This is a genomic window from Methanocaldococcus bathoardescens, assembly GCF_000739065.1.
GTDB lineage: Archaea > AGJL01 > Methanococci > Methanococcales > Methanocaldococcaceae > Methanocaldococcus > Methanocaldococcus bathoardescens.
This window is the reverse complement of sequence record NZ_CP009149.1, coordinates 1,407,565-1,423,221: the sequence shown is the minus strand read 5'-3', so window position 1 is coordinate 1,423,221 and position 15,657 is coordinate 1,407,565. Positions and strand designations below refer to the sequence as shown.

The window sequence follows — 15,657 nt, the reverse complement described above, 5'->3', positions numbered from 1 at the left end:
GATTTAATTTAAAAGGAGATATCTATGGAGCAAAAATTAGCAAAACATAGTTTAATAATGATAGTATTTAGTTTATCAATGGCATTTTTTAACTACCTCTATCAACTTTTTATGGGGAGGTTACTAACTCCAGAGGAGTATGGAATTTTATTTTCTTTAATAAATATTTTTTATATTTTTAGTGTCTTATCCACAACAGTCCAAACTACAATGACAAAATACACATCCCAATTAAAAGCAAAAAATCAACTCAATAAAATCTCCTATTTTTGGAGATATGCTTTAAAAAAATCCTTCACATTTGGAGCAATAACCACAATTTTATTTTTCATAATAACCCCTTTCTTGTCAAATTACCTCCATTTCCCTTCACAAATACCTGCATTAGTATTATTTTTATCTATATTATTTGCCTATGCAATGCCTACAAATCAGGGGATCTTGCAAGGTTTGCAAAGATTTATTCCATTGGGAATAACTCAAACACTATGGGCGTTCTTAAAACTTGTATTAGGGGTTGTGTTTGTATATTTAGGATTTAGCGTTAGTGGAGCATTAGCACCATTTTTAATTGCAAATGTTATTGTTTTCATTATCTCATTCTACTTCATAAAAGATTTAATAAAGACAAAATCAGAACCATTTAAAATCCCTAATCTTTATAAATACTCAACTTTAACTTTATTGGCATTATTGACTTACACAACAAGTTTTTCAATAGATACTATCTTAGCAAAACACTACCTAACCGATTTTTTAGCTGGGATTTATTCATCTATTTCTGTATTAGGAAAAATAATTTTATTTGCCCCAGGCGGAATAGCAATAGTTTTATTCCCAAAAGCATCAGAATTAAAAGAAAAAGGGCTTAATCATTTCAATTTATTTATAAAAGCACTAATATTAACAATTATTTTAACATTGCCTATCTTGTTACTATTCAAATTCTTTCCAGAACTGATTGTAAAAATCATTTTTGGAGAAAAATATCTAAAGGCAATTCCATATTTATTTAAGTATAGTTTAGCAATGTTTTTCTTTGCAATTTCTGGGCTGATGATGAATTATCTTTTATCGTTGGGAGTAACAAGGATATCTTATGCTTTAACTTTAACTTTAATAATTGAAATAGTTGGTATAACTTTATTCCATTTAGATATAAACCAAATAGTAGATGCTGTTCTACTGTTATCAATGTTCTCATCTATAATACAAATACCATTTTTAGTAAAAGTTAGAGGGAGATTATGAATATAGAAAAATTAAAAAAATACAAAATACTTCTTATTTATCTTTTATTATCAATAATAATCTCAATTCCAATCTTCTCAGATAAATATTTCTTTCTATTGGATATGCTACCAGATTTAAGTAATCATAATCTAATTAATCAATTTTATGGTTTTGTTGCTCCATCCTATGGAGGAACTTTGTCATTTAATATTTTATGTTCCATAATTTCAGCAGATATCTTTCAAAAATTACTATTATTATTTATCCTATTTTTCAGTGGATTCTCTGCCTATTCATTGGCAAAGAAATTAACGAATTCAGAAATTGGCAGTTTTTATGCAGGAATTTTATATATGGTTAATCCTTACACTTATATAAGAATAATAGTTGGACATTGGTTTATTTTATTTGCATACAGCTTATTGCCATTAGGAATAAGATATTTCATTGAATTGTTGGAAAATAGAGATAAAAACTCCATTATAAAAGCAACATTAATAACTTCATTGATTGCTTTCAATACACATACACTATTTATGACTTTTATGGCTTATGGGATAATATTAATTATAAAATTAGCAAAAGAAAAATCATTAAAACTATTAAAGCCCGTTAGTTTATTTGCAATATCATTCACAATGATAAATCTTTATTGGTTAATCCCATTACTAACTGCAAAATCCTCGTCATTGGTTAATTATATAACAATCTATGATTTATATGTATTTGCTCCAAAGATTGATTCCTTCTCTCCTTTATTTACATTGGCAAGCATGTATGGATTCTGGAGGCCTACCTACACCTATGCAAAAGACTACCTACCATTTTGGGAAATATTATTTATCATAATATTTTCCTTATCAATTTATGGGTTTATAAGTTATTATAAAAATAAAAAAGTTGGTGTCTATGTTATATCCTTTGCTCTGATTTGGCTAATTGGTTTATTGTTTGCTACAGGCATAACAGGATTTTTCAAAGATGTATTCCAATTTCTCTTTAATCATATATTTATCCTAAAAGGAATGAGAGAAACCCATAAATTTGTTAATTTGGTAGTTCTCTCTTATTCAATATTGGGAGCGTTTGGATTGAAGAAAATAATAGAAAGCCATAAATCAAATAAAATAAAAAAAATTATAATGATTTTCTTTATTTTAGTTCCTTTAATATACTCTTTCACTTTCTTCAACGAATTTGACAATCAAATTAAACCAACAGATTATCCAAAAGATTGGTATGAGGTGAATAACTTCTTAAATAAAGATAAGGATAACTTCAACATCTTATTCTTCCCTTGGCATCTATATATGGACATTCACTGGGTTCCAAATAAAGATAAAAGAATAGTAAATCCATCACAAACATTTTTCGATAAAAATGTTATTTTTGCAGAAAATATTGAAGCAGATTCAATATATACTGAAGTTTATACACCTTATCAAAACTACATGAATTATCTCTTAGAAAATAAAGAAAAAATCAATAACTTTGGCTCTTTAGTGGCTCCTCTTGGAGTAAAATATGTCTTATTAACAAAAGAAGTGGATTATAAAAACTACGACTTCCTATTTAAACAGAAAGACTTAAAATTAGTTTTAGAGACTGAAAACTTTTATGTGTTTAAAAATGAAAGATATAAGGGAAAGATTTATTCAGTTGAAGGAGTTGAATATGTAAAAAACCTTGATGAGCTTATAAACTTAAGCAATAAAGAGGATGTATCAAAAGAATTAATTTTAATTGGAAATGGAGTTAATAAAACTTCAGACAAATGGAAGTCATTAAATTACAAAGAAATAAATCCTGCAAAATACGTTATTGAAGATAAACCTTTAAAATACATAATATTCACAAACGAATATTCAAAAGATTGGAAGTTAAATGGAGAAAAACCTTTAAAAGCTTATGGCGTTGTTAATGCCTACGAAATAAAAGAAAAGGAGAATAAATATATCATAACCTATGAAAGATTTTATAAAATATGCTTGCCTTCTTACATAATCTCCTTAATATCTCTAATGTTATGTATCGCATGCTTAATTAAAGATAAAATTAAATTTAGAAATTAAATAAACATTATTTCCTATTCCAGTCATCCTCAAATCTTACAATATCATCCTCTCCCAAATACTCTCCAACCTGTATCTCTATAACCTCCAAAGGAATCTTTCCAGGATTTTCTAACCTATGCTTTAAACCACTTCTAACAAAAATACTCTCTCCACTTCTAACAAATTTTTCCTCTCCCTCAATAACAACTCTTGCCATTCCTTTAACAACAACCCAATGCTCACTCCTATGATAATGTAGTTGATAGCTCAGGTTTTTTCCAGGTAGAACAGTTATTTTTTTAACTTTATAAAATCTTCCCTCTTCCAAAACTTCATACCATCCCCATGGCCTATAAACTTTCTTGTGGAATAAAACCCTTTCATCACCTTTTTGTTTTAAATATTTAACAATATCTTTAACTTTCTGACTATCTCCTTTATTACAGATTAATAAAACATCCCTTGTATCAACGACAATCAAATCATCAACTCCAATTAAAGAAGCTAATTTTCCACCATGAGTATATATGAGATTATTTTTCGAATTTAAGATAACATTTTCCCCATGGATGATATTTCCATTATCGTCCTTATCAAAAACATCATATATAGCATCAAAGCTACCTAAATCACTCCATTTTATGTTTATTGGAATAACTGCCACTCTATCTGACTTCTCCATAATACCGTAATCGATTGAAATGTCAGGGACTTTTCTATAAACATTATTTATATCATCTTCTTTAAACGCCTCATAAACTTCTGGGCAGTATTTTTTAACCTCTTCTTCAAAAATATCTGTCTTAAAGAGAAACATCCCACTATTCCATAAATAACCATTTTCAATGTATTTTTTTGCTGTTTCTAAGTCAGGCTTTTCTTTAAATTCATCAACTTTATAACCAATATCTAATTTTTCTCCTGGTTTTATGTATCCATAGCCTGTATGGGGTTTATTTGGCTTTATTCCAAAAGTTATTAAATAATTATCTGCTAACTTAACCCCTTCTTTAATTATTTTTATAAATTCATCTTCATTTTTAATTAAATGGTCGGAAGGGAAAACAGCGACAGCGTCATCTCCGTCTCTTTCTTTTATAACTTTAACTCCATAATAGATTGCTGGGAGAGTATTTTTTCCTATCGGCTCTATTAATATATTTTCTTCTTTGAAGTTGTAGCCTAATTCTTCTATCTGCCCTAAAACCAAAAACTTATGCTTTTCATTAGTTATTATGTAGATATCTTTTATATTTGATAACTTTAAAGTTCTTTCAAAAGTTAGTTGGAAGAGAGATTTTTCAAATGCTTTGAACTTTATAAATTGTTTTGGGTAATATTCCCTACTTAGAGGGAATAATCTACTTCCTACACCCCCCGCTAAGATAATAGATTTCATTGTTTCACCTTTTTTATATTATTAATTATTTAATTAATTATTTATAATATTATAAATATATTTGCTTTAATACATATTTAAAAAAATTGGTGACATCATGGAAGATAAAGTAAGGGAAATTAGAGGCAAGATTTTAGATGTGTTCGTTATTATGTTGATTATTTATTTGGCAATTGTAACTTATACTTACTTACAAACTAACATCCTCTACAACTTATATTTTATAAAGACAAATATGCAAACAATATTGGGTATTTTAGGAATAATACTTATCCTGCTTTACATCCCAAGATTAAAAATAACAGTATATAATTTATATAAAAAACTTTATTTTTCAATAAAATCGTTTTCATTAGGGCAGAAATTTGTTCTTATAGCAATTATCCTTATAATATACTCTGCAATTTTTTTAATAAAAAATAACGAAAATTATGCAAATGCAGTTGCTATTCTAAGTTATTATTTCTTAATCTTTGGAGTATTGAATGAATTTGTAGATTATGTTTTAGAAGAAAAGATTAATGACAAAATAAACATTATAAAAACCTTCACATCTCTAATACTCCTTGGAGTAGTTATTCATTATACAAACGATATTAAATATTATTTTAAATATTTATATATTTTAATTTTTATAATTGCATTAATTTATATTCCAATGAAATTAAATATATTGAGGAAAGAGAAGAATGGAGGATAGTGGTGTTAATAAAGAACTTATAGCCTTAAAAATTGCTGCATATATCAATAACGAGGTGATTATTATATCAATATTAGTCATTGCCTTGCCAGGTTTAGGAGACGCTTTAATGTCAACACCAATGATTAAATTACTTAGGAAAAATTTCAAAGATGATGAAATTGAGGCATTAACTATGCAAAAAGCCACTTATGAAATCTTAGAAACGAATCCAAATTTAGATAATGTTTATTATTTTAATTTTTTTAAGATAGGACATTTTGGTTCTATAAAATACTTATTTGAGAGTTTTAGAGGAAAATACGATGTTTCAATTACAATATATCCCTCCTATCCAAAGCATTATCATGTTTTGAGTTATTTAATTGGGGCTAAAAGAAGAATAGCACATAAATTTAACAAAGGTTATTTTAAAGAGTTCCATTTTTTAAATACTGATCTAATTAATGCTGAAGAGGATAAACACAATGTTATTAATAACGTAAATTTGCTGAAACCTCTTGATATTGTTATTAGTGAAAATGAAATTAAAAAAATGAATTTAGAGTTATATTTAACTGATGAAGATGAAGAAAAAGGCAGGATATTTTTTGAAGAAAACGGTATTGATTATGACAAAGCAATTTTCATCCATAATGGAAGCTCAAGAGTTAAAAAAGGTAGTGAAAAAAGAAGACTGCCATTAAGTAAATTAAAAGAACTCATCAATTTAATATTACGTAAAGATTATCAAATTTTATTTAACATAGGCCCTGAAGAAAAATATATGAAAAAATTTTTAATAGAAAATTTTAAATCCCTAATAGACAAAAAAATTTATCTTGTTGAAGGTTTTAGAATAAGAGAAGTAGCATCAATTATTAAAAGATGTAAAAAAGTTTTTGTAACTGATTCAGGAATAATGCACATATCTGCTGCTCTTGGGAAAGAAACAGTATGTTTTTTTGGGCCTACTGATGTGAGAAAAGTTCATCCTTGGAATACTAAACATGAAATAATAACTGCTGGCTTTGAATGCTCTCCTTGTTATTGGCATTATTCTATGAGAGAATTTGAGTGTAATCATTCAGAATATAAGAAAAATAGTGAAGTATTCCCATGTACAGAAAAGATTGATATTAAAAAGTCTTAGACTAATATAAAACTATCTAAAACCTATTATTAATATGTTGAAGGAAGAAGTTAGTAATTGAGAGCTCTCCTTAGTGGCTAAATAACTCTCAGCAAATATTTAGCAAATATTTTCCGTTAAAATCTACTTCGATAAACCATTCAGGGATGGGCATCATAAGTTTCCCAAAGGATTGAACAAAATCCTTCGATTTTCATCTAATGTTATTTTAGTTTATTCGATGTTATTCCAAATTTATATCAATACATTCATTTAGTCTATTTCTGCAATTGATTAGGAAGTTTTTAATTAGATAGTTATGACCAACTTTGTTATGAAAGAACTATTTTGTATGAACAATTCTTGCTCGTTATTGCTAAGTTTATCTCGGCATAACAATGTTTTTATAATATGTTTAACAATGTTTATTTTAGTAAGTTTAAATATTTGTTTGTTGCTATTTGCTAATAAATGCTTGGGGGATGTTTATGAAAATTGAAACTGTCAGAAAGGGTAGTAAGTTTATCAAATTTTTTAATTTATTAAGTTGGTGAAAAATATGAAGAATTTTATATTAATCATGCTTTTCTTTTTAGCATTTTTTAGTTGTTATTATTTAGATAGTAGTATAAATTATGTCGCTTTGGGTGACCCTCCGCAAAGTTTAGTTTTAAATCCTTCATTAGAATTTAAGGATTATTTCTATAAATGGCAGGAAACTAACTTTGGTGGTTCTTGGTTTCCAATGTTTCTTTCTGGAAGATGTTTATTAGCATTATTTGTTAAATACTTTGAAATTTTATTCCCTCCTAAATTTATATCTCTATTTATTATATTTGGCTCTTTAGTATTTTCATCCGTAGGATTTTATAAATTAATTAGGGATTTCTATCTAAAAGAATATAATATTATAAATACAGTCTTAATCGCCTCAATATTTTATGGAGCAAATTTACATTTGTGTATTGAAATATCACATTTTTTCTTTTTACTAATTCCCTACATTTTAACTCCCTGGATACTCTATTATTCATTTAAATACATAACCTCAAAAAAATCAAAGTACTTAATAACAACTTCATTCCTGCTTTCATTCTTCGGACTTGCTCCAAATCCTCCAACAGTAATAATATCACTAATTATAATAGTATGGACAATATTAACATTTAAATTTATTAATAAATGGTCCTTTAAAGAATTACTAACAAAAGGAATAAAAATTGCTTCTTTAAGTTTTTTATTGTCTTTTTGGTGGATTTTACCTATACTCACATACAAACTCTATTTCACAAATCAATTTATTAAAACATTACACATGGAATTGTTTTACAGTGGAAATTCAACATTGCTAAACGTTTTTCACTTATCCGGATATTGGGAATTATTTATTATTCACTATAGAATGAAAGTATTCTATTTCTCGGATATACTATGGAAAATAAGACCTGTTTTAATAATATTAAGTGCTTTAATCATATTTGGTGCATTTATTTATTATAAAACCACAAATAACAGAAAGGATAAAATAATACTGCTTTCTTATTTCATACTGTTCCTTTTTGGATTATTATTAGCACAAGGTTATCATCCAACTTCAATAATAAAGGATATTTATTTCTATCTAATAACTCACTCTCCATTCTTTGGAACATTTAGAAATAACTATAAATGGGTTGCAATTCTTGCCTTTTGCTACTCTATATTTATTCCTTATGCTTATTTAGGCTATAAAAACTTACTAAATAAATTAACAAATAACCAAAAAATAAGAAAAACATTACCTTATTTAATTATAATTTTATTTTTACTAACCTCTTCATTTCCAATTTGGACTGGAACTTTAATCAACCACTATTTCGAAGGAATTCCACAGGAAAGTTATGAAGTTTCAAATTACTTAAACGGCCAAATAAAAGAGGACTATGGAAAAGTAATGATTATGCCTGGAACTTGGTTATCTTATTATAAATGGGGTTATTACTCCACTAATAGACCAATATTTGTATCATTTATTGAAGATAGAAGTGCTTTAATCTATAGATATGGTGGGGAACCTCCTTTAAGTTGGTATGGCAAAGAATTAGTTGATGATATGCTATATAGAAGATTCTTTGAATTTAATATATCAACACTAAAAAACTTGGGGATAAAGTATATTCTGATAGATAGAACCTTAGATACAAGATTAGGAAAAGAAGCATTACCTACAGCAGATGTAGAAAGAATTGAAGAGCATTTAAAGAAAAAAGGGTTTAAATTAATATATAAAGGCAAAAACTACTCGGTATATAAATTACCTAATGCTTCAAGTTCTTTAATATGGATTCCAAGTAAAATTTATTATATTAATGGTAGCTTAACAACAAATGATAAATTCATATTGATAAATACTTTTGATATTAGAAAAGTTGCAATTGTAAATTCAAAATCTTCCATAAATAAAATTAATTTCACAAAGAAAAACGAGACCTATGTAATTGACATAACAAATCAAAATTTAGGGAGATTTCGTTATGGAACATGGCCATGGGTCTATAAAGAAGATAAAATATCTGTATCGCAATCTAATAATTCGTTAGATATTAACCTTAGTCTTCATGAGAAGTATTCAGTAGGGCAAGTGGGAATCGAATTTTACAATCCAATTGATTTAAGTAATTCAATCGTTAAGGTAAGAATTAAACCAGATAAACCACTATATAATTTAGGACTACAGGTATTTTTAATGGATGAAAACAAATTATGGACACATCAACCTCCTCTATATTTAGATAACTTTGAAAATACTTCAAAGATTTATGAGATAAACCTTTCCTTAGATGATGTAACAGACATTAATAAAAGAAAAATAAAATGGATTCAAATAGGATTTGAAAATCGGAACGATTATCCAGTCAATTGGACATTAAAATTAGACAAGGATATAAATATTGAAAAAGAGATTTTATTGATAGACATGAAAAATAATAACAATGAGACTAAAATTTTTAACAATTACAAACTAAACTACACCAAAATCAATCCAACCTTATGGAAAGTTCAGGTAAATGCAACGAAACCATTTATGCTTTCATTTGCTGAAAGCTATGATCCACTATGGGAAGCAAGAATATACAAAGATGGAAAATTAGTAGAGAAAGTTTCTCCAGTTCCATTATATGGAGTAATAAATGGTTTCTACATAAATGAAACTGGAAATCTAAAAATAGTCATCAGATACAAACCACAAGATTGGTTTGAAATTGGTTTAGCAACCTCTGGAATAACATTCTTGGCATGTATTACATATTTATTCTACGATTGGAGAAGAGAAAAAAGAAGTAGAGGGAAATCAACTTAAACAAAAAAACTAAATAATTTATTATCAAGGATTAGATTAACATAGATTTTTTATTATAAATTTATTTTATGATGAGAAAGCTTTATCAATAAATTCAATCGAGAAAGTTTTTTAGTTGGCTTCATTTATATTCTTTCAATTATAAATATAACATAGTTTTCGGTGATAATATGGAAATTACGGATATTATTACCTTAACTACTGATTTTGGAACTAATGAAGGATATGTTGGGGCAATGAAAGGTAGAATTTTAGATATTTTAAAAAAACATAATAAAGATGCAAAAATATTTGATATTTGCCATGAAATAAAGCCATTTAATATATACCACGGTGCTTATGTTTTATTAACAGCTATTCCATACTTTCCACCATCGGTTCATGTTGCAGTTATAGACCCAACGGTTGGTAGTGAAAGGAATTCAATAGTTATTGAAACAAAAAATGGGCATTATTTGGTTGGGCCTGATAATGGATTATTCACCTATGTATCTGAAAAATTAGGGATAAAGAGAATCATTAAAATTGACGAAAGTAAATATCTTCCATCTTCAACATTTCATGGAAGAGATGTATATGCGGTTGTAGGGGCTGAGATTTTAATTAATGGTAGCTATGATGGGGAAGAATTAGAGGACATAGTTAAATTAGATACTGAAAAAAAGAAGGTTATACATATAGACAGATTTGGGAATATAATAACCAATATTAGAGCTGATGAAATTGATTTTAATATTTACGATGAAGTTTCAATTAAAATAAAAACGAAAAATGGAGATAAGTTAATTAAATGTAAGTTTGTTAAATCATACTTTGAAGGAGGAAATAACTTTATATGCTTAATAAATAGTGAAGGGTTCTTAGAAATCTCTAAGTTTATGGATAATGCCTCAAAGCTATTAGATGTTGATTATTTAGATGAAATTGAGATTATAGGATAAAGTGTTAAAATTTACACTTATGGTATAATTATGACAATAGGACTTTTTTAGTCTAATTTTTTATCTTTCAAGTTAAATTTCTATTATTATAGATTTTACTTTACTTTAACAGCATCTTAAGGTGAGATTATGAAGATTAGAGGATTCTGTTACAGATGTGGAGTAGAGGATGAGCTTATAGAAGGACTCTGTCCAATTTGCTATGCTCAAGAACATCCATTAATTGAAGTTTCAGAGAGGGTTGAGATAGAAGTTTGTCATATGTGTGGTTCTTACAAAAGAAAAATTTGGCAAACGCCTAAGAGTGAAGAAGCATTTGAGATATTAAACGAAATTGCCTACTACGCCACAAAAGATGCCATTAAAAAGAAAAGTGTCATGGTTGAAGTTGAGATTTATCCTGAAGTTACCCAACTTCCTGGAGGAAAGAGGAGTAAGTTAATTATTCCAGTGCATATTGTAGCTAAGGGAAGATTGCCAGGAGAGAAAGAAGATAGAGTTTATGAAAAAGATATTGAAGTGCATTTAAGGATGGTTCAATGTCCAAGATGTTCAAGATTTATGTCTAACTACTATGAGGCAACCTTACAAGTTAGAGCTATGAATAGGTATTTAACTGAAGAAGAGAGAGAAGAGTTGGATAACTTTGTTAGAGAAGAGTTGGCTAAAAGACTAAAAAAGGATAGAATGGCATTTATAGCAAAATTTATCCCGCAAAAAGAGGGATTAGATTATCAACTCGGTTCAGTTGGAGCTGCAAGAAATGTTGCTCAAAAAATTAAAGAGAGATATGGAGGAAAGATTACAGAAACAGCAACATTAGTTGGAGTTGATAGAGATAGTGGGAGAGAACTTTATAGAGTCACCGTCTCTGTAAGAATTCCTGAATATAAAGTTGGAGATGTTGTAGAATATAACGACAAATACTACTTAGTTACTGCAATAACTGAAGACAAAGTTTATATGAAATCTATCGATTATAAAAGAGAAAAAATTGGCTTAGCTTGGCATATAGCAGAGAAAGAGACAAAAATGGCTAAAAAGAAGGATGAGTTGGATACTGCAACAGTTATAGCAACAACACCAAACATCATGGTTATGGATGATAAGAGCTATGAAGTTTATGAGTTTGATAATATTGGAGATTTGGAGATTAAAGAAGGGGATAAAGTTAAGATATTTAAAAAAGAAGGTGTGTCTTATTTGGTAAATAAAGTAGAAGAAAAGGATAAACAATGACTTTGGTGATAAAATTGATTAATTTGGAAATTGATAAAAGGGCTTACAATTCAATAAAAAATTTTTCAAGATTGGTTTATACAAAGGCTGTAAAAAACAAAGAAGATTTACCAAAAAAAGAGGAAATTGTTACTCTAACATATAATGGAAAATTTGTTGCTAAAGCATTGTATAATCCAAAATCTGTAATTTTAAAGATTTTAACTACAGAAGATGAGGAAATTGACTATGATTTCTTCTATAAAAGAATATTCAACGCTAAAATTTATAGAGAAAATATTTTAAACTATAAAGACACTTACAGATGGATTTACGCTGAAGGAGATGAACTGCCAACAATAATATTTGATAAATACAACGAGCTTGGAGTTATGCAGTTAATGTCAAAGCTTATTGAAAAAGAGTATTTAAAAGATATTGTTGATATTTTATTTGAGTTATCTGACTTAGAAACAATATATGTAAAGAGAGGAAAGAAAGGAGAGAGAATTAAAGATAAAATTTTTGGAAATAAAGAGAAATTTGAAACAATTATTCAAGAAGGAGAGGCAAAGTTTAAAGTAAATGTTAAGGGGCATAAAACAGGTTTCTTTTTAGACCAGAGAGAGAATAGGTTAGAGATAGAGAAGTTTATAAAAGAGGGAGATAAAGTTTTGGATATCTGCTGTTATACTGGTGGATTTTCTGTTCATGCAGCGATAAGAGGAGCTGAAGTTGTAGGGGTTGATTTATCAAAAAAGGCATTAGAAACTGCCGAAGAGAATATGGAGTTAAACAATATTCCAAAGGATAAATATGAATTTATTGAAGGAAATGCATTTAAAGTTATGAAAGAGTTCATAGAAGATGGAGAGAAGTTTGATGTAGTAATTTTAGACCCACCAGCTTTTACACAAACTGAGGAGGATATAAAAAATGCTTTGAGGGCTTATGCCTCTCTAAATTATTTAGGGATAAAATTGGCTAAGAGAATATTTGTCACTTGCTCTTGCTCTCATCATGTAGATAAAGAAATGTTTAAAAGAACAGTTATATCTTCTGCCTTTAGAGCAAAAAAAGAGTTAATTATGATTGATTATAAAGGACAAGCTCCAGACCATCCAATATCTATAGGAAATAAAAATCTTGAATATTTAAAATGTATTTTCTTTTATGTTAAGAATTAAATCTTTTTTGCATAATCTATCATTCCCTTAAACATCTTCAACCCATCATCTGAGCCGAGTATCTTTTCACTTGCTCTCTCTGGATGTGGCATTAATAAAACGCAGTTTTGATTTTCATTGCAAACTCCTGCTATATTGTCTATAGAACCATTTGGATTTGCTTCCTCTGTTATTTCTCCTGTTTCATCACAATATTTAAAGACAATCATGTTATTTTTATACATATAGTCGAGTGTTTCATCATCTGCATAGAATCTACCCTCAGCATGGGCTATAGGTATTTTTAAAACCTCTCCTTTTTTATAATACTGTGTAAATGGTGTTTTGTTATTTTCAACTCTAATATAGACCCATTTACAAATAAATCTTGCATTTAAGTTATTTGTCAAAGTCCCTTTTGAAAATCCTGCCTCTAAACCAATTTGAGCTCCATTACATATGCCTAAAACTGGCTTTCCATCTTCAACCATCTTTTTTAGACCTTTGATTATAGGAGTTCTTGCACTAATTGCTCCTGCTCTCAAATAATCTCCATAAGAGAATCCTCCTGGAATTACTGCTCCGCTATAATTGTCTAAATTTTCTTGAGTGAAAAAAACAAGCTCTGGTTCTCCACCAGCTAATTTAACTGCATGACATACATCTAAATCACAATTAGTCCCTAAGAATTTTGTTACTGCTATCTTCATATTCTCCCCTTATTCTCCCTACTTTAATTCAGATGTTATTACATTTAACATCTCCTTAATTAATATTGGCATTTTATCAGTTCTTTCACTAAGCTCTATAATCTTCCTTTTTAACCTTTCATCATCACACTGCTTAATATCTCTTGCTTTAATTGTCTTTCTTCCTTCTTTTCTTGCATTTTGCTCAGCAACTTCAGTTGTTATTTTTATAATTTCCTCAAGCATATTACAGAGTTCATCAACAGCTTCTGCAGAGATGTTAAAGTTTGTGTGTTGTTTCATTATTCTCTTTACTGTAGCTTTTGGTAACATAAATATATACCTCCAAAAATTTTTAGATAAAAAAATAAAGATAAATGAATGGAAGTTATTTAATTTTTTATTTTATTTTTATTTATTTGTGTTCTACATTTACAACTCCAACTCTAATTAGTGGAATTAAAGGAACTCCTTCAATCTCATCCAATCCACTTTTATCTATTAATACAACTACCAATTTTGGGCTACATATTTCTTTTAACTTCTTTATGCATTCTTTCAAAGTGCTTCCACTTGTTACAACATCATCTATGATAACAGCTCTCTTGTAATTTACAGCCGAGAAGTTTTGTGATATTGAACCAGTTATCTTTTTCCCTTCTTCAGATATATGTTTCTTTGGTATGTAGATAGTTAGCTCCTTACCTAACTCAGAAGCTACTAAAGTAGCTATAGGAACACCACTTGTAGAGACTCCAACAACGGTATCAAATTCAATATTTCTGCTTTTTAAAATATCAACTATTATTGAGCTTATGCATTTTAATCTATTTGCTGAGCTACCAATATTTTTCCAATCAATAAATATGTCCACATTTTTAAGTTTCATAGTTTTTTCTTCTTCTTCTAATAGTTTTTCAGTATTTAAAACTAAATATCTTGCTGTCTCCATTGATACATTTAACTCTTCAGCAATCTCCCCTATAGTGAGCCCATTATTTTTTAGCTCTATAACCTTTTTTAATAATTCTTTATTCATAATCCCCCTCATTCTATAATAATTGTTGATAATATTTATAACATCCCCAAATACTTATGCATTTGTATTGTTAGCATAACATTATCTTTCAAATACTCTCCACAAGCTTCCATAATTTCAAACAATTTTTTTTGAGAAGGGGATTTTATATTCCCATGAGGTGTTACTGGTTGAATGCATAAAGTTATATTTCCTATATCACTCAAATCCTTTGCTATTATTTTTACATCCTCTATATTTGTCTCTTCCATTATAACAACCTTTGCATAGACATCAGAATTCAAATTATACAGCTTTTTTATTGTTTTAAGCTCATTTTTATAGAGTTTTTTATAATCTTCATCTTTTATATACTCAAAATGCTCTCTCAGCTTTATGTCAATAGATGCAATATCAAAATAAAACACTTTCTCTGGAAACATCCCATTGCTCTCTAAAAAAGTTCTATATCCTTTATCTTTTAAAATTTCAACTACTTCTTTTATTTGTTTGTGGTATAATAATGGCTCTCCTCCTGTAAAGGATACTGCAAACAAATCTGGTGTCTTTAATCTATCTATGGCATTTATTATATCTTCAATCTCCATCTTTTGTAAGGTCTCAAATTCTCCACTACCGGGAATTTTTTCCACTCTATTAAAATATCCTTTGCTCTCTTCATCACAATAAACACAATTTAATGGACAGCCAGCAAATCTTACAAATATAAACCTTCTTCCAATATACTTCCCTTCTCCCATTATTGAGCTAAAAATTTCCCTTATCAT

Annotated in this window: 13 protein-coding genes; 8 read left to right on the top strand and 5 right to left on the bottom strand. The window is 28.2% G+C overall.

Going from position 1 to position 15,657, the window contains the following annotated elements:
* Nucleotides 1-24: 24 nt before the first annotated feature.
* Both JH146_RS07525 and JH146_RS07520 read left to right on the top strand, forming a co-directional pair.
* Nucleotides 25-1,251, top strand: coding sequence for an oligosaccharide flippase family protein (locus tag JH146_RS07525; protein ID WP_048202390.1), 1,227 nt, complete (start codon nucleotides 25-27; stop codon nucleotides 1,249-1,251).
* Nucleotides 1,248-3,305: a hypothetical protein gene (locus tag JH146_RS07520; RefSeq protein WP_173400840.1), complete on the top strand. Its 2,058-nt coding sequence runs from the start codon at nucleotides 1,248-1,250 to the stop codon at nucleotides 3,303-3,305. Before JH146_RS07525 ends, JH146_RS07520 begins: the two co-directional genes overlap by 4 nt.
* 7 nt (nucleotides 3,306-3,312) lie before the next feature.
* On the opposite strand, the gene JH146_RS07515 is transcribed toward JH146_RS07520, so the two are convergent.
* The gene (locus JH146_RS07515) at nucleotides 3,313-4,686 is read right to left on the bottom strand and encodes a mannose-1-phosphate guanylyltransferase/mannose-6-phosphate isomerase (protein WP_048202389.1); all 1,374 of its coding nucleotides are present in this window, start codon (nucleotides 4,684-4,686) and stop codon (nucleotides 3,313-3,315) included.
* Nucleotides 4,687-4,783: 97 nt separating this feature from the next.
* Between JH146_RS07515 and JH146_RS07510 the strand changes: the two genes are divergently transcribed.
* The 6 genes from JH146_RS07510 to JH146_RS07485 all read left to right on the top strand — a co-directional run bounded on the left by JH146_RS07510 (nucleotide 4,784) and on the right by JH146_RS07485 (nucleotide 13,183).
* The gene (locus JH146_RS07510) at nucleotides 4,784-5,386 is read left to right on the top strand and encodes a hypothetical protein (RefSeq protein ID WP_048202388.1); all 603 of its coding nucleotides are present in this window, start codon (nucleotides 4,784-4,786) and stop codon (nucleotides 5,384-5,386) included.
* Nucleotides 5,376-6,518 carry a glycosyltransferase family 9 protein gene (locus JH146_RS07505; protein WP_048202387.1) on the top strand — a complete coding sequence of 381 codons (1,143 nt, stop codon included), beginning with the start codon at nucleotides 5,376-5,378 and terminating at the stop codon, nucleotides 6,516-6,518. The genes JH146_RS07510 and JH146_RS07505 overlap by 11 nt, the downstream gene beginning before the upstream one ends.
* A gap of 538 nt (nucleotides 6,519-7,056) precedes the next feature.
* Entirely contained in the window at nucleotides 7,057-9,837 is a 2,781-nt protein-coding gene (locus JH146_RS08670; RefSeq protein ID WP_048202386.1) for an alpha-(1->3)-arabinofuranosyltransferase domain-containing protein, read from the top strand.
* Between the two features lie 170 nt (nucleotides 9,838-10,007).
* Nucleotides 10,008-10,778 (top strand): SAM hydrolase/SAM-dependent halogenase family protein, encoded by a 771-nt coding sequence (locus JH146_RS07495; protein ID WP_048202385.1) that lies wholly within the window; start codon nucleotides 10,008-10,010, stop codon nucleotides 10,776-10,778.
* Nucleotides 10,779-10,907: 129 nt separating this feature from the next.
* Nucleotides 10,908-12,017 carry a 60S ribosomal export protein NMD3 gene (locus JH146_RS07490; RefSeq protein ID WP_173400839.1) on the top strand — a complete coding sequence of 370 codons (1,110 nt, stop codon included), beginning with the start codon at nucleotides 10,908-10,910 and terminating at the stop codon, nucleotides 12,015-12,017.
* Complete coding sequence (locus JH146_RS07485; RefSeq protein WP_048202384.1) at nucleotides 12,014-13,183, top strand: class I SAM-dependent rRNA methyltransferase; 1,170 nt, start codon at nucleotides 12,014-12,016, stop codon at nucleotides 13,181-13,183. Before JH146_RS07490 ends, JH146_RS07485 begins: the two co-directional genes overlap by 4 nt.
* Here JH146_RS07485 and purQ read toward each other — a convergent pair.
* From purQ to JH146_RS07465, 4 genes are all read right to left on the bottom strand, one after another.
* Nucleotides 13,180-13,872 (bottom strand): phosphoribosylformylglycinamidine synthase I, encoded by a 693-nt coding sequence (gene purQ, locus JH146_RS07480; RefSeq protein WP_048202383.1) that lies wholly within the window; start codon nucleotides 13,870-13,872, stop codon nucleotides 13,180-13,182. The genes JH146_RS07485 and purQ overlap by 4 nt on opposite strands.
* 18 nt (nucleotides 13,873-13,890) lie before the next feature.
* Nucleotides 13,891-14,184, bottom strand: a complete 294-nt coding sequence (gene hmvA, locus JH146_RS07475; protein ID WP_048202382.1) for a DNA-binding protein HmvA — start codon at nucleotides 14,182-14,184, stop codon at nucleotides 13,891-13,893.
* An 82-nt stretch (nucleotides 14,185-14,266) separates the two neighbouring features.
* The gene (locus tag JH146_RS07470; protein WP_048202381.1) at nucleotides 14,267-14,890 is read right to left on the bottom strand and encodes an orotate phosphoribosyltransferase-like protein; all 624 of its coding nucleotides are present in this window, start codon (nucleotides 14,888-14,890) and stop codon (nucleotides 14,267-14,269) included.
* Between the two features lie 35 nt (nucleotides 14,891-14,925).
* Nucleotides 14,926-15,657: a 7-carboxy-7-deazaguanine synthase QueE gene (locus JH146_RS07465; RefSeq protein ID WP_048202380.1), complete on the bottom strand. Its 732-nt coding sequence runs from the start codon at nucleotides 15,655-15,657 to the stop codon at nucleotides 14,926-14,928.

Bases quoted from the DNA above. Each gene is read 5' to 3' on its own strand.
- JH146_RS07525 (WP_048202390.1), top strand. From the start codon at position 25: ATGGAGCAAAAATTAGCAAAACATAGTTTAATAATGATAGTATTTAGT.
- JH146_RS07520 (WP_173400840.1), top strand. From the start codon at position 1,248: ATGAATATAGAAAAATTAAAAAAATACAAAATACTTCTTATTTATCTT.
- JH146_RS07515 (WP_048202389.1), bottom strand. From the start codon at position 4,686: ATGAAATCTATTATCTTAGCGGGGGGTGTAGGAAGTAGATTATTCCCT.
- JH146_RS07510 (WP_048202388.1), top strand. From the start codon at position 4,784: ATGGAAGATAAAGTAAGGGAAATTAGAGGCAAGATTTTAGATGTGTTC.
- JH146_RS07505 (WP_048202387.1), top strand. From the start codon at position 5,376: ATGGAGGATAGTGGTGTTAATAAAGAACTTATAGCCTTAAAAATTGCT.
- JH146_RS08670 (WP_048202386.1), top strand. From the start codon at position 7,057: ATGAAGAATTTTATATTAATCATGCTTTTCTTTTTAGCATTTTTTAGT.
- JH146_RS07495 (WP_048202385.1), top strand. From the start codon at position 10,008: ATGGAAATTACGGATATTATTACCTTAACTACTGATTTTGGAACTAAT.
- JH146_RS07490 (WP_173400839.1), top strand. From the start codon at position 10,908: ATGAAGATTAGAGGATTCTGTTACAGATGTGGAGTAGAGGATGAGCTT.
- JH146_RS07485 (WP_048202384.1), top strand. From the start codon at position 12,014: ATGACTTTGGTGATAAAATTGATTAATTTGGAAATTGATAAAAGGGCT.
- purQ (WP_048202383.1), bottom strand. From the start codon at position 13,872: ATGAAGATAGCAGTAACAAAATTCTTAGGGACTAATTGTGATTTAGAT.
- hmvA (WP_048202382.1), bottom strand. From the start codon at position 14,184: ATGTTACCAAAAGCTACAGTAAAGAGAATAATGAAACAACACACAAAC.
- JH146_RS07470 (WP_048202381.1), bottom strand. From the start codon at position 14,890: ATGAATAAAGAATTATTAAAAAAGGTTATAGAGCTAAAAAATAATGGG.
- JH146_RS07465 (WP_048202380.1), bottom strand. From the start codon at position 15,657: ATGATAAGGGAAATTTTTAGCTCAATAATGGGAGAAGGGAAGTATATT.